Annotated in this window: 13 protein-coding genes; 8 read left to right on the top strand and 5 right to left on the bottom strand. The window is 61.8% G+C overall.

What is annotated here, in order from left to right:
- Positions 1–49: 49 nt before the first annotated feature.
- From rpoN to lptC, 4 genes are all read right to left on the bottom strand, one after another.
- Entirely contained in the window at positions 50–1,609 is a 1,560-nt protein-coding gene (rpoN, locus tag GHK62_RS10895) for an RNA polymerase factor sigma-54 (protein WP_153438867.1), read from the bottom strand.
- A 152-nt stretch (positions 1,610–1,761) separates the two neighbouring features.
- Positions 1,762–2,574 carry an LPS export ABC transporter ATP-binding protein gene (lptB, locus tag GHK62_RS10890; protein WP_184108412.1) on the bottom strand — a complete coding sequence of 271 codons (813 nt, stop codon included), beginning with the start codon at positions 2,572–2,574 and terminating at the stop codon, positions 1,762–1,764.
- A gap of 12 nt (positions 2,575–2,586) precedes the next feature.
- The gene (locus tag GHK62_RS10885; RefSeq protein WP_153438866.1) at positions 2,587–3,150 is read right to left on the bottom strand and encodes an LptA/OstA family protein; all 564 of its coding nucleotides are present in this window, start codon (positions 3,148–3,150) and stop codon (positions 2,587–2,589) included.
- A gap of 14 nt (positions 3,151–3,164) precedes the next feature.
- Complete coding sequence (gene lptC, locus GHK62_RS10880; protein WP_153438864.1) at positions 3,165–3,833, bottom strand: LPS export ABC transporter periplasmic protein LptC; 669 nt, start codon at positions 3,831–3,833, stop codon at positions 3,165–3,167.
- 260 nt (positions 3,834–4,093) lie between these two features.
- Here lptC and sppA point away from each other — a divergent pair, with 260 nt between their 5' ends.
- The 3 genes from sppA (at position 4,094) to GHK62_RS10865 (ending at position 5,950) form a co-directional block, all read left to right on the top strand.
- A complete protein-coding gene (gene sppA, locus GHK62_RS10875; RefSeq protein WP_153438862.1) occupies positions 4,094–5,047 on the top strand; it encodes a signal peptide peptidase SppA in 954 nt (317 codons plus the stop codon).
- A gap of 121 nt (positions 5,048–5,168) precedes the next feature.
- Positions 5,169–5,471 carry an integration host factor subunit beta gene (locus GHK62_RS10870; RefSeq protein ID WP_136506735.1) on the top strand — a complete coding sequence of 101 codons (303 nt, stop codon included), beginning with the start codon at positions 5,169–5,171 and terminating at the stop codon, positions 5,469–5,471.
- A gap of 134 nt (positions 5,472–5,605) precedes the next feature.
- Positions 5,606–5,950, top strand: coding sequence for a lipopolysaccharide assembly protein LapA domain-containing protein (locus GHK62_RS10865; RefSeq protein ID WP_153438860.1), 345 nt, complete (start codon positions 5,606–5,608; stop codon positions 5,948–5,950).
- A gap of 38 nt (positions 5,951–5,988) precedes the next feature.
- Here GHK62_RS10865 and GHK62_RS10860 read toward each other — a convergent pair whose 3' ends face one another.
- Entirely contained in the window at positions 5,989–6,450 is a 462-nt protein-coding gene (locus GHK62_RS10860; RefSeq protein WP_153438858.1) for an SRPBCC family protein, read from the bottom strand.
- A 195-nt stretch (positions 6,451–6,645) separates the two neighbouring features.
- Here GHK62_RS10860 and GHK62_RS10855 point away from each other — a divergent pair, with 195 nt between their 5' ends.
- From GHK62_RS10855 to olsB, 5 genes are all read left to right on the top strand, one after another.
- Complete coding sequence (locus GHK62_RS10855) at positions 6,646–7,785, top strand: class I SAM-dependent methyltransferase (RefSeq protein WP_184108413.1); 1,140 nt, start codon at positions 6,646–6,648, stop codon at positions 7,783–7,785.
- Positions 7,782–8,642: a TrmH family RNA methyltransferase gene (locus tag GHK62_RS10850; RefSeq protein ID WP_153438854.1), complete on the top strand. Its 861-nt coding sequence runs from the start codon at positions 7,782–7,784 to the stop codon at positions 8,640–8,642. Before GHK62_RS10855 ends, GHK62_RS10850 begins: the two co-directional genes overlap by 4 nt.
- Positions 8,639–9,130 (top strand): signal peptidase II, encoded by a 492-nt coding sequence (gene lspA, locus GHK62_RS10845; protein WP_153438852.1) that lies wholly within the window; start codon positions 8,639–8,641, stop codon positions 9,128–9,130. The genes GHK62_RS10850 and lspA overlap by 4 nt, the downstream gene beginning before the upstream one ends.
- 55 nt (positions 9,131–9,185) lie before the next feature.
- On the top strand, positions 9,186–11,417 hold the full coding sequence (locus tag GHK62_RS10840) for an ATP-binding protein (RefSeq protein ID WP_153438850.1): 2,232 nt from the start codon (positions 9,186–9,188) through the stop codon (positions 11,415–11,417).
- 227 nt (positions 11,418–11,644) lie between these two features.
- Positions 11,645–12,535, top strand: coding sequence for a l-ornithine N(alpha)-acyltransferase (gene olsB / locus GHK62_RS10835; RefSeq protein WP_153438848.1), 891 nt, complete (start codon positions 11,645–11,647; stop codon positions 12,533–12,535).
- The last annotated feature ends 234 nt before the right edge of the window (positions 12,536–12,769 follow it).

Raw genomic sequence — 12,769 nt, 5'->3', positions numbered from 1 at the left:
CACGCATCGTGCTTTCCGAAAATCGGGTCCGATTTTCGGGCCGATGCGCCTAGAAGCCAGCCGCCTTGGCAAGCGCGCGCTTTTCACGTCGACGCTGGACCGAGGAGGGGATATTCATCGCCTCGCGATATTTGGCCACAGTGCGCCGGGCTATGTCGACGCCGGCCCGCTTGAGCAGATCGACGATGTCGTCGTCGGAAAGCACCGCTTCTGCGCTCTCCTGCTGGATCATGGTACGGATGCGGTGACGAACGGATTCCGCCGAGTGGGCGTCCCCGTTCTCGGCCGAGCCGATCGAGACGGTGAAGAAGTATTTCAGTTCGAAAAGCCCGCGCGGTGTCAGCATGTACTTGTTCGAGGTGACGCGGCTTACCGTCGATTCATGCATCTTGATCGCGTCGGCCACCATCCTGAGATTGAGCGGGCGAAGGTGGTCGACGCCGTTGACGAGAAAGGCGTCCTGCTGGCGTACGATCTCGCTCGCCACCTTCATGATCGTGCGGGCTCGCTGGTCGAGGCTGCGCGTCAGCCAGTTGGCATTCTGCAGGCAATCACTGAGAAAGGCCTGATCGGCACTGTTCTTCTGGGTCCCGCGCGAGATCGCGGCAAAATAGTCGTGGTTGACGAGAACCCGGGGCAGGGCGTCGGGATTGAGCTCCACCAGCCAACCTCCATCGGGCCCGGAACGCACGATGATGTCCGGCACGATCGCCTCGGTGACGCTCGTCTCGAAGCTGGTGCCGGGCTTCGGATCGAGCTTGCGGATCTCGGCAAGCATATCGACGAGATCTTCTTCGTCGACACCGCAGATCTTCTTGAGGCTTGCGAAGTCGCGGCGCGCCAGGAGCTCGAGATTGTCGATCAACGCCTCCATTGCCGGATCGAGACGATCGCGTGCCCGCAACTGAATGGCAAGGCATTCGCTGAGCGTGCGTGCGAAGACGCCCGGCGGGTCGAATTGCTGCAGGCTGAGAAGAACGCGCATCACATCGTCGCTGGTCGTGCCGAGGCTCGCCGCCGTTTCGGCGAGGTCGGCGTTAAGGTAACCCGCCGCGTCGAGCTGGTCGATGAGGTGCTGCGCGATAAGCCGGTCGCCGGGGGCGGCCAGTGCGAGGGGCAGTTGTTCCAGGAGGACGTCCCTCAAGGTTTTTCGGCTGGCGACGAAATCGTCGAGGTCGTATTCCTCGCTGCCCTCACCTTCGCCGCTGCCTGGCATCGACTTCCATTGGCCGAGCAGTTCCGGTGCATCGGCGCGTTGCGGTGGCGTGTCGTCCGGGAAGACATTGGCGAAATCGGCGTCGAGCTGTTCGCTGAGCCTCTCGCCCGGGCTCGATGTCGCACTGTCGTAAAGGTCGCCCTGGCCGGCAACCTCATCCGGCCCCGTCTCGCCGGAAACGGGTGAGGGATCCTCGCCCGCGGAGCGATCCTGGGCCGTGATCATCTCGTCGCCCGCCTGAAATTCGAGCAGCGGGTTTTTTTCGACTTCCTGCGCGATGAACTGATTGAGCTCCAGATGGGTCATCTGAAGCAGTTGGATCGACTGCATCAGTTGCGGCGTCATGACCAGCGACTGAGACTGGCGTAGATATAGGCTGGCAGACAAAGCCATGCTGACGCGTAACCCCCGTCACGATCTCCGATGGCCGTGTCGCCAGGTTCTCTCGACAGGCCTTTTTATTAGTTGGCCCAAAAATTGCTTATTAAGGTGTTTTGGTCAAGCACGGCTGCGGGCGGAAGTGGCGGATTCGCCCGCAATGTCGTCTATAGGCTGAAATTATCGCCGAGATAGAGGCGGCGGACATCGGGATTGGTGACGATGTCGTTGGCGCGGCCGTGCGTGAGAACTTCACCGGCATGGATGATATAGGCCCGGTCGATAAGACCGAGGGTCTCGCGGACATTGTGGTCGGTGATAAGCACACCAATGCCGCGCGAGGTCAGATGTCGCACGAGCGCCTGGATGTCGGCGACCGAGATCGGGTCGACGCCTGCGAAGGGTTCGTCGAGCAGCATGAAGGTCGGATCGGTGGCAAGCGCCCGGGCGATTTCCAGGCGCCGACGTTCGCCGCCGGAAAGCGCGATGGCGGGCGATTTGCGCAGGTGCGTGATCGAAAATTCACCAAGCAGGTCATCGAGCTTGGCTTCGCGCCGGTCGAGGTTCTGGTCATGGATCTCCAGCACCGCGCGGATGTTTTCCTCGACCGTCAGCCCACGGAAGATCGACGCCTCCTGTGGCAGATAGCCGACACCGAGGCGGGCTCGGCGGTACATCGGCATCGTCGTGACCTCGTTGCCGTTGATCTCGATCGAACCCTCGTCGACCGGCACCAGGCCGGTGATCATATAAAAGCAGGTCGTCTTGCCGGCGCCGTTCGGACCGAGCAGGCCGACAGCCTCGCCGCGGCGCACGACGAGCGAGACCCCGTTCACGACGCAGCGCGAACGATAGGATTTCGTCAAGCCGCGGGCGATCAGGGTGCCGTCGTAGCGCGCCTTGTCGACTGCATGAACGGCGCTGGCGCCCGCCGACGGCTTTTTGACCCGTTTGCGTTTGTGAAAAAAAGGAATCTGCACGAGCGGTCTACGTCAGTTCTGCTTGCGGGACTGCGGGTCAAGTTGGATCTGCACGCGGCCGCCGCAGGCCTCGAGCTGTGCTTCGCCCGTATCCATCTGTACGTTCAACTGGCAGCCGACGAAGACGTTCTTGCCTTCCGACAGGACGACCTTGTCGCCCTTGAGCACGATCGTCTGCTCGGTCATGTTGACAAGGCCGCTGTCGCCCGTCGCCTGCTGCGCTCCGGAACTGAGGAACACCTTGTTGCTGACCTCGATCCGATCGATGTCGGCATTGCCGCTCGTCACCGTGGCGCCACTTTCCGTCTTGTAAAAGACGGTCATGTTGCCCGCCTGCAACGTGGTCGTGCCCTGGACGACCTTCACGTTGCCGGTGAAGATCGCCTTGCTCTCGGGATCCTTGATCTCGAGCTTGTCGCTCTCGATCTGGATCGGCTTGTCGTTCGAAAGCTGAAGGCCCTTCATCCGGCTTGAGGTGGCCTGCGCGGAGGCGCTGTTAACAATCATCAACGCACCGAGTCCGGCGACAGCGAGACTGGCTGAAAGTCTAAAAAAAACGGCAGGTTTGACCGACATAGGTGCACCAGGTCCTATTTTGCGTTCTTGCGGATGGTGCTCGGGTCGACGTTGACCTTGACCATGCCCTCAAATGTTACAATACGTCCCTTATCTGTCATTCGCAGCGTCTGCGCAATAATCGATCCGCCGTTCATGCTGATCGCGATCGGGCGCTTCGTTTCCATCTCGCCGGCATTGATGTCCAGATAGGCGGACTGAAAATCGGCGTTGACGCCATTATTCATGGAAATCGTGAACGGTGCGTTCATATCGAGCGTGTTGGCGCCGCGATCGTAGATGCCGCTTGCCGCGTCCACCGTGGCGATCAGCGTGTCGTTCACCGGCATTTCGGCGTGAATGGTTTCGAGCGTGATGAGGTCCGGGTTGGCTATGTCCTGAAGCGCACGCTGCGCTTTCATGGAATAGCTGATGTCCTGCTTGTTGCGGCCGGAGATCGCAGGATTCTGCATGACGATCTTGCCGTTCTCGATCGTCGCCGTCTCGAGTTGCAGCTCTTCCGGCAGGAAGGCGCGCACGAAGGAGACGGCCACGAAGATCATCGCGATGACACTGGCGGCAAGCGGCAATATGACCTTGAGGCGTCTCACGCGCGCAGAGTGCCGCGCCGCCGAAGCGTAGGCATCGGAAGAACTCGTGCCCGAATCTGGAAAGATTCCGGGAAATCGTGCTTCGTTCAGCATGGAGAGGCCTGTCGGTTCCCTTGAGTCTCGGCGGCCCCGGAGGATCCGCATATACATACAATGGCGTAAGTCACCGCGAATATGGTTATTTTCCTGTCGTCCGACAATGGAGCGACAAAAACTTTGAAAGGCTGCGAAAAAGACGGTTGCGGCTTTTAACGGCCATCAACCACCGCTATCTAATGTGCCGCGGCTCGCGCAAATAGCATGTTCCGTTGGAAACTGACAGGACCTCGAGCCAAGAAAAACGGGAGAGACCCATGAACGAACTTGCCATAGCCGATCGTCGCAGCCTGCGCCGCAAATTGAGCTTCTGGCGTTGGGCGGCTGCCGCAATCCTGGTGGGCGTGGGCCTCGTGCTGTATGCCTTCTCTGGCTGGAGCGAGGTGACCGGGCGCGCGCGCCAGCACGTTGCGCGCGTTGCCGTCTCGGGCTTGATCCAGGACGACCAGGAGCTGGTCGAGCGGCTGGAGCGGATCGCCGACAACGATTCGGTCAAGGCGCTCATCGTGAAGATCTCTTCGCCGGGCGGCACCACCTATGGCGGCGAGGTCATCTACAAGGCGATCCGCAAGGTCGCCGCGAAGAAGCCGGTCGTTTCGGACGTCCGCACGCTTGCCGCCTCGGCCGGCTACATGATCGCGCTTGCGGGCGACCACATCGTCGCCGGCGAGACCTCGATCACAGGCTCGATCGGCGTCATCTTCCAGTATCCGCAGGTCAAGGCCCTGATGGACAAGCTCGGTGTCTCGCTCGAGTCGATAAAATCGCGGCCGCTCAAGGCCGAACCATCTCCTTTCCATCCGCCGAGCGACGAGGCGAGAGCGATGATCCAGGCGATGATCGATGACAGCTACGGCTGGTTTGTCGATCTCGTGGCCGAACGCCGCAAGATCGCGCGGCCGGACGCGCTCGCCCTTGCCGATGGCCGCATCTTCACGGGACGGCAGGCGCTGAAGGACAGGCTCGTCGATACGCTCGGCGGGGACGAGGAGATCAGGGCATTCCTCGCCAGCCGCAACGTCCCGAAAAGCCTTCCGGTGGTGGACTGGGAGGCGCCGCGCGGAAACCTGCCTTTCGGCCTCGGCGGCGTCGTCTCGGAGTGGATCAAGGCTTTGGGATATGACGCTTTTCCGGCGATGAAGGGACTCGAAAAAATCGGCGGCGAGAAGTTGTTTCTTGACGGTCTTGTTTCGGTTTGGCAGGTTGAGTGACAAGAGGAGACGGCGCCATTTGTTGTCCTGAGCCGGAGGCTCGTTTGGCTCAGAGCGAGCGTTGTGACGCCAGTCGAAGCCACGAAACTGACAGAAAAAGCAAAAAATCAAGGGGGCGACAGTGATCAAGTCAGAACTGGTGCAGATTGTGGCCGCACGCAATCCGCATCTCTACCACCGCGACGTCGAAAATATCGTCAATGCGGTTCTCGATGAGATCACGGATGCGCTGGCGGCGGGAAACCGCGTCGAGTTACGCGGCTTCGGTGCCTTCTCGGTCAAGAACAGACCGTCGCGTTCGGGTCGCAATCCGCGCACTGGCGACTCCGTCTTCGTCGAGGAGAAATGGGTGCCCTTCTTCAAAACCGGCAAGGAACTGCGCGAGCGGCTCAATCCCGGCATGAACGGCAACGACGACGACTAGATCGCGATAATTCGGATCGATGAAGCGGTGGAGTCTTTCCGGCAGGCGAGAAAGGCTACCCTTGAATCTGGGCGTCGGGCCTTGCGAAGACTGTCGCGATTTTCGCGGACCGATGCGACAGCAGGAACGGATGCATGCTCAAGAAACTGATCAATATCGTTATACTGGCGCCGCTGGGGATCATCCTGATCGTACTGAGCGTTGCCAATCGTCAGTCGGTGACCTTTGCGTTCAATCCGTTCAACCCGGCCGACAGCGTGCTTTCCGTTTCGGCCCCCTTTTTCGTGTTCCTGTTTCTCGCCGTCATCGTCGGCCTGATCCTCGGGGCGGCGGCGACCTGGCTCAGCCAGGGAAAATACCGTCGCCGCGCCCGCAACGAGGCAAACGAGGCATTGAAATGGCATCGTGAGGCGGAAAAGCACCGCAGTCAGGCCGAAAAACTTGCATCGCAGACGAGCCTGCCTGCGCCGCAGAACTGATCCTCCGCGTGTTTAGTTGCGCATGACCGGCGGGCTGCTCAGCTTGCTGCTTCCGCCGCACCCCCGCTGACCGCCAGGTTGAAATCCGCGAAGAATTGCTGCGCGAGCTTTCTCGATGTCGAATCGATCAGGCGCGATCCGAGCTGCGCGATTTTCCCGCCGACCACGGCCTTGACGTTATAGCGCAGCAGCGTTTCATCACCGGCCTCGTCAAGCGTGACATCTGCACCGCCCTTGGCAAAACCGGCGATGCCGCCCTTGCCTTCGCCGGATATCGTGTAGCTCTGAGGCGCATTGAGGTTGGAAAGGATGACATGACCGTTGAAGGTCGCCGAAACTGGTCCGATCTTCACCTTGACCACGGCCGTCAGTTCCGTCGGCGATATCATCTCGAGCGACTGGCAGCCGGGAATGCATCGCCTCAGGATCTCCGGATCGTTCAAGCATTGCCAAACTACGTCGCGCCGCGCCGCGATGCGTTCCTCGCCGGTCATTTCCATGCCTGTTCCTCCCGTCCTGCTCTTGGGCTTCGATCTTGGCAAATCGGAAACGGCTTTGCCAAGAGCATCGGCAGTGCTATTTGCACGGTTTAAGCGTATCGCCCGCCCGACAGAGGGTGTGAAGGCCGGTTGGCTGCGGCTTCGACCTATGAGCGGATACGTCGAGTGGTTTGATTGAAGTCCAAGGATCAGCGCGTGAAAGAAAAAGATCGGCGGTCGAAGAACGCCTCGGTCACGGCGGCGAAAGGCCGGGGCGCTGAGGCGCGTGGCGGCCGCCACGAGCAAAGGCACCTGCCTGCGAAGGGCGGCTTCAATGCCAGGAGCGGTGGACCGCCTGCAAAAGCCGCACCGGACAAGGGCGAGCGGCAGCGTTCCGCTCAGGAGGCGCTTCCAGCGCGTCCCGTCCGGCAAAGAACGGGCGACAAGCCGGCCGAGACCGTGCCGCTCATTCTCGAAACCGCGGCGACGGCGGGCTACCATCTGATCGACAGCGGCAACGGTGAGAAGCTCGAACAATACGGTCCCTACCGCATCGTCCGGCCCGAAGCGCAGGCGCTTTGGCCGAAGGCGCTGCCGGCCTCGATCTGGGAGAAGGCCGATGCCGCGTTCACGGGCGATACCGACGAAGACGGTATGGGGCGCTGGCGTTTCCCGCGGGAGGTGCTGGGCGAGACCTGGCCGATGCAGCTTCTCGATACCGATTTTCTCGGCCGCTTCACCTCGTTTCGCCACGTCGGCGTTTTCCCCGAGCAGCTTGCCCATTGGTCCTGGGTGAAGGATCAAGTGGCGACGGCCGGGCGGCCGCTCAAGGTTCTCAATCTCTTCGGTTACACGGGGGTCGCCTCGCTGATTGCCGCAAAGGCGGGCGCGGAGGTGACGCATGTCGACGCCTCCAAGAAGGCGATCGGCTGGGCGCGCGAAAACCAGACCCTGGCCCGCGCCGAAAAACTGCCGATCCGCTGGATCTGCGACGATGCGATGAAGTTCATCCAGCGCGAGGAACGACGCGGTAGCCGCTATGACATCATCCTGACCGACCCGCCCAAGTTCGGCCGTGGCCCGAACGGCGAGGTCTGGCAGCTCTTCGACCATTTGGCAGCAATGCTCGACATCTGCCGCGAGATCCTGTCGCCTGACGCGCGCGGGCTTGTGCTTACGGCTTATTCCATCCGCGCAAGCTTCTATTCTATCCACGAGCTCATGCGCGAAACGATGCGCGGGCGCGGCGGCCGGGTCGAGTCGGGAGAGCTCATCATCCGCGAGGGCGGTCTCGACGGCAAGGAGCCGGGGCGGGCGCTTTCCACTTCCCTCTTCAGCCGCTGGGTACCCAAATGACCACTGACAGAAGCGATCACGGCACGCCGCGCGTCGGCCATGTGAAGGAGGTGACCAGCCTCACCAATCCGATCATCAAGGACATCCGCTCGCTTGCGCAGAAGAAGCATCGCGACGAGACGCGTTCCTTCATGGCGGAAGGTCTGAAGCTGGTGATCGATGCGCTCGATCTCGGCTGGAAGATCAAGATCCTCGTTTACGCCAAGGCGGCGAAAGGCAAGCCGCAGGTCGAGCAGGTGGCGGCCAAGACCGTTGCCAAGGGCGGCCTGGTGCTCGAGGTCAGCGAGAAGGTGCTTTCGACGATCACCCGGCGCGATAATCCGCAGATGGTGGTCGGTATCTTCGAACAGCGTTATCGCGCGCTGAAGGACGTTCGACCCGCCGAAGGCGAGACCTATGTGGCGCTTGACCGCGTTCGCGATCCCGGCAATCTCGGCACGATCATCCGGACGGCGGATGCGGCCGGCGCCTCCGGCATCATCCTTGTCGGCGAGACCACCGACCCCTTTTCGCTCGAGACCGTGCGGGCGACGATGGGCTCGGTCTTCGCCATGCCCGTCGCGCGCGGCAGCGCCGAAGAGTTCCTCAAGTGGCAAAAGGCGGCCGGCGTCAGGGTCGTGGCAACGCATCTGGCAGGCTCGGTCGACTACCGCACCATCGACTACAAGTCGAAACCGGTCGTGCTCCTGATGGGCAACGAACAGGCTGGCCTTCCCGAAGAGCTTGCCCGCGAAGCGGGCGCGCTCGCCCGCATCCCGCAGGCGGGCCGGGCGGATTCGCTCAATCTCGCGATCGCCACCGGGATCATGCTGTTCGAAGCGCGCCGCCATCTGTTGTCGCTGGATGCCGGCGCATGAGTGAGCGACAGGTTCTGTTTTCGCGGCCGCTGCCGATCGCAGTCTTCATTCTGGTGGCGCTCGTTGCCGACCAGATCATCAAATATCTGGTCGAGACGTTGCTGCCCTTCCAGCAGGCGGTCGCGGTCATTCCGATGCTCGCCCTCTACCGGACCTACAATTACGGCGTGGCCTTCTCCATGCTTTCGGGGATGGAAGACTGGTTCATAATCGGCATGCGCCTCGCCGTCGTTGCCTTCGTGCTCTGGCTTTGGCGCCGCACGCCGAAGGACCGGTTCTTTGCGCACCTCGGCTATGCGATGATCATCGCGGGCGCGCTCGGCAACCTGGTCGACCGGCTGCTCTTCGGCTACGTCATCGACTATATCCTGTTCCACACCGCCAACTGGTCCTTTGCGGTTTTCAACCTCGCAGACAGCTTCATCACGCTCGGCGCGGGCGCGATCATCCTCGACGAGCTCTTGCTGGCGAAAAGGCGCGATCGCTAAAACTTTAGAAACGGGCTGAAGGCATTCGGAACGCTTGCCATGCTACTTCGATGGCATGAGCGAAGCGTCACGACTTGAGCGGCGGATCGATTCCGGTTTCGGTACGGCAGCCCGTGCGGTCCCGGCCGCACCGTTGGCGACCGATGCCAAAGGCCATTGGCCGACGCGCGCCGCCTGCGCTCTCGCAGGTATCGTCGCCGCGGCGATCCTCTTTGCTACGGGTGCAGCGAACGGCCTTCCCCTGTTTTCGGCAATTGTCGCTTCGGGCGGTCTTGCCGGGGCCTTCCTGCTTCTCGCCGGAGGCATCGAGACGCCCGACGGGCGTGGCATAGCGTTACGCGAGACCGCCGGTGACGAAGAGTGGCGGCGGCTTGAAACCTCGGCCCTGCTTTCGACAATTCATGACGGCCTTGGCGATCTTGCCATCGTGCGCACGATGGACGGCCAGATCGTCTATGCCAACTCGGTGTTTCACGAGGTCTGTGCTCGCGCCGACGTGCGCGGACTGACCTGCGCGGCGATAGGCTTAAGCTTCGAGCCGAAGCCTGAGCCCAACCATTATCTTGCGCGAATCTCGACGCCGACGGGAACCCGCCTCTACGACTGGCATGACCTGATCGCCCGTGAGCCGGCAACCGGCAGGCTGATGCGTCACAGCATCGCCCGCGACGTGACCGAAGAGGCGCGCGCCGCGCGCGAACGGGAGGAAGCCCGCCGCCGCGCCGAGGAGGCAAGCCGCGCGAAGTCGCGCCTTCTTGCTACCGTGAGCCACGAGGTCCGTACGCCGCTCTCCGGTATTCTGGGTATGAGCCACCTGCTCGGCCAGACCCCGATGTCGGCGGAGCAGAAGAACTACCTCGCCGGTATCCAGCAATCCGGCCACGCACTGGTTCAACTGGTCGAGGATCTGATCGACTTTTCTTCGCTCTCGGCCGGGCGGTTTCAGTTACGCCCTTCACAGCAGGACCTGCGCCTCGTCATCGAGAGTGTGGTGGAGATGCTCGCGCACCGCGCCCACGAGAAGAGCATAGAGATCGCAGCCACCGTTGCAACCGAAGTGCCGGCGGGGATGGTGTTCGACGCCGCACGTCTCCGGCAGGTGCTCTTCAACGTGATCGGCAATGCCGTGAAATTCACCGAGACGGGTGGCGTTCTCGTTGCCGCCGACATTGCCGACGGCGGCGTCCGAATCCGGATCGACGACACCGGTCCCGGCATGTCGGCAGATGAACTCGGACGCGTGTTCGAGGAATTCGAACAGGCCGGGGACGATAGTCAGCGCGCCAAGGGCACCGGCCTAGGGCTCGCCATCTCACGCAGGATCATGGAGGCTTTCGGCGGCAGCCTGACCGCTTCCAGCGCCTCCGGCCGGGGAAGCCGGTTCGAAGTCCGGTTTCCATTGATCGGGGGTGGTCCTTCGGCCGCACGAGATGGCGTGCTATCTGGCGCCCACGTGCTGGCACTGGCTCCTGATGGCCCCGTCCTGAACGCGCTCGCCGCGACGATTACGACCCTTGGCGGCGTGTGTCATCGCGCGCCGACGCTTGCCGCCGCCGAAGCGATCGCCGCCGCCGTTCTGTCAAACGACCTGCCGCTGACCGACATCATCGTCGACCATCGCCATTCGGATGAGTTCCGCCGTCTTCTTGCACTGCAACCGGAGATCGGCAGCCTCGCGCTGCGCCGGACCTACCTTATCAACCCGGAGGAGCGCACCGCTCATCCAGTGAACCAGATCGACGGCTACGAGGCATGGCTGATCCGCCCCTTGCGCGAAAAGTCGCTGGTGGAAGTTCTGCTCGGGCGGCTGAAGGGCATCGAGAAGCGGGATGCGATCAACGACAACCGGCCCGTGCTGCGGGAGGCGCTGCCCTCGGGCGAGGCAGGCGAACAGGGCGATTACGACATTCTTCTTGCCGAGGACGATCCTGTCAACGCGCTCATTTTGCGGACGATGCTTCGGCGGGCAGGCTATCTGGTTCGCCTCGTCGGAGATTTTGCGAGCCTCGATCACGCATTGCACGGGGCTGGCGAAACGGCTCATAAGACGGCCCGTCTGGTTCTTACCGACCTCAATATGCCAGGCGGCGATGGCCTTGCCATGCTGAAGCGCCTGCGCGAGCAGGAAAAGGCCGGTCACCGCCGCTTGCCCGTTATCGTCCTGACGTCCGATACACGCGGCGACCTGCGGGAGCTTCTGATCGCGGCCGGAGCGGACTCGGTGTTGCCGAAGCCGCCTGAACCGGGGCGTCTCACGGCCGAGATTGCATGCCTTCTCGACGCCTGAGAGCTCCAGCATGTTTCCTAAATCGTAGCCGATCCGAGGATAAGAGCTGTGGCAAGTCAAAGTGCTACAGCGTCCCTTGCTCGTCCGATAAGACGCGCGGGGCCGCGGGGTCCGGCGCGCCGACCATCCCCTTGGGTTCCAGGCTTGCAAGCCGCCTTCGTGTCACTATCTTGTTGCAGAAACGTGGTTTAAGCCCGGCAGGCACAAGCGATTCGGGATAACACGGGATGACGATCGAACTTCTGGATTCGGCGAACGTGATCGACACTTCACAGCCTTGCATCCGCAAGACGATTGCGACTCCGGCGACCGAGGTTCTCGGGCGGATCGGCAATCTCGAGACGCGGCTTGCCCGCTCCGCCGCCGAGGTCGATGCTGCACAGGCAGTACGCTACAAGGTCTTCGTCGAGGAGATGAAGGCGCAGGTGGGGCCGGATGCCGAGCGGCGCAAGCGCGACGTCGATAGCTGGGATTCGATTTGCGACCATCTGCTCGTTCTCGACACGTCGATCGAAGGCGACCCGGAAGATCAGATCGTCGGCACATACCGGCTGTTGCGGCAGGACGTCGCAGAGCGGGCGAGCGGCTTCTACTCGGCTTCGGAGTTTGCGATCGCCGAACTGCTTCAGCGCCATCCGGGCAAGCGCTTCATGGAACTCGGCCGTTCCTGCGTGCTGCCGGAATATCGGACGAAACGCACCGTCGAACTGCTGTGGCAGGGCAATTGGGCCTACGCTTTGAAACATGGCGTTGACGCCATGTTCGGATGCGGCTCATTCCCGGGCGTTGTTCCGGAAGAGCATGCATTGGCACTCTCCTTCCTGCACCACAATGTTCTGGCTCAAGGGGAGTGGGCGGTTTCCGCCCGGCCCGAGCTCCATCGGACCATGGACCTGATGCCCTCGGAAGCGATCAATCCCAAGAAGGCGCTGGCCGCCCTCCCGCCGCTGATCAAGGGCTACATGCGGCTCGGCGCAATGGTCGGCGACGGCGCTGTGGTCGATCATGCTTTCCGCACGACCGACGTGCTGATCGTGTTGCCGATCAGCAATATTTCCGGCCGCTATCTCAACTACTACGGCGCGGACGCCGGGCGTTTTTCTTCAGCCGTGTCCTAATGCATGTCGCCCAAAAGTGCGCAGCGGTTTTGGGCCAATGTCCTGCACAAAAACATTTAAAGCGCATTGCATGCGTCCGATTGAGCGCGACACGCTTTATGCGGCCGACTGCAGTATTAACCAGTTGTTAAGGATGTGTTTGACTTTCCTTGGTGAAGGATCAAAGTGTATTTCCATGGTTGATCTGGATTTCATGACGAAGGAATGTAAAAAATAAAGGGAAAGATTTGCAAT

The organism is Sinorhizobium terangae (genome assembly GCF_009601505.1).
Lineage (GTDB): Bacteria > Pseudomonadota > Alphaproteobacteria > Rhizobiales > Rhizobiaceae > Sinorhizobium > Sinorhizobium terangae.
The sequence above is the reverse complement of the archived record's forward strand: the minus strand, read 5'-3'. Positions and strand labels throughout refer to the sequence as shown.

What these genes read in the sequence shown, in the direction of transcription:
- rpoN (WP_153438867.1), bottom strand. Translation starts at nt 1,609, where the DNA reads ATGGCTTTGTCTGCCAGCCTATATCTACGCCAGTCTCAGTCGCTGGTC.
- olsB (WP_153438848.1), top strand. Translation starts at nt 11,645, where the DNA reads ATGACGATCGAACTTCTGGATTCGGCGAACGTGATCGACACTTCACAG.
- GHK62_RS10850 (WP_153438854.1), top strand. Translation starts at nt 7,782, where the DNA reads ATGACCACTGACAGAAGCGATCACGGCACGCCGCGCGTCGGCCATGTG.
- lptC (WP_153438864.1), bottom strand. Translation starts at nt 3,833, where the DNA reads ATGCTGAACGAAGCACGATTTCCCGGAATCTTTCCAGATTCGGGCACG.
- GHK62_RS10860 (WP_153438858.1), bottom strand. Translation starts at nt 6,450, where the DNA reads ATGGAAATGACCGGCGAGGAACGCATCGCGGCGCGGCGCGACGTAGTT.
- GHK62_RS10865 (WP_153438860.1), top strand. Translation starts at nt 5,606, where the DNA reads ATGCTCAAGAAACTGATCAATATCGTTATACTGGCGCCGCTGGGGATC.
- lspA (WP_153438852.1), top strand. Translation starts at nt 8,639, where the DNA reads ATGAGTGAGCGACAGGTTCTGTTTTCGCGGCCGCTGCCGATCGCAGTC.
- GHK62_RS10885 (WP_153438866.1), bottom strand. Translation starts at nt 3,150, where the DNA reads ATGTCGGTCAAACCTGCCGTTTTTTTTAGACTTTCAGCCAGTCTCGCT.
- GHK62_RS10840 (WP_153438850.1), top strand. Translation starts at nt 9,186, where the DNA reads ATGAGCGAAGCGTCACGACTTGAGCGGCGGATCGATTCCGGTTTCGGT.
- sppA (WP_153438862.1), top strand. Translation starts at nt 4,094, where the DNA reads ATGAACGAACTTGCCATAGCCGATCGTCGCAGCCTGCGCCGCAAATTG.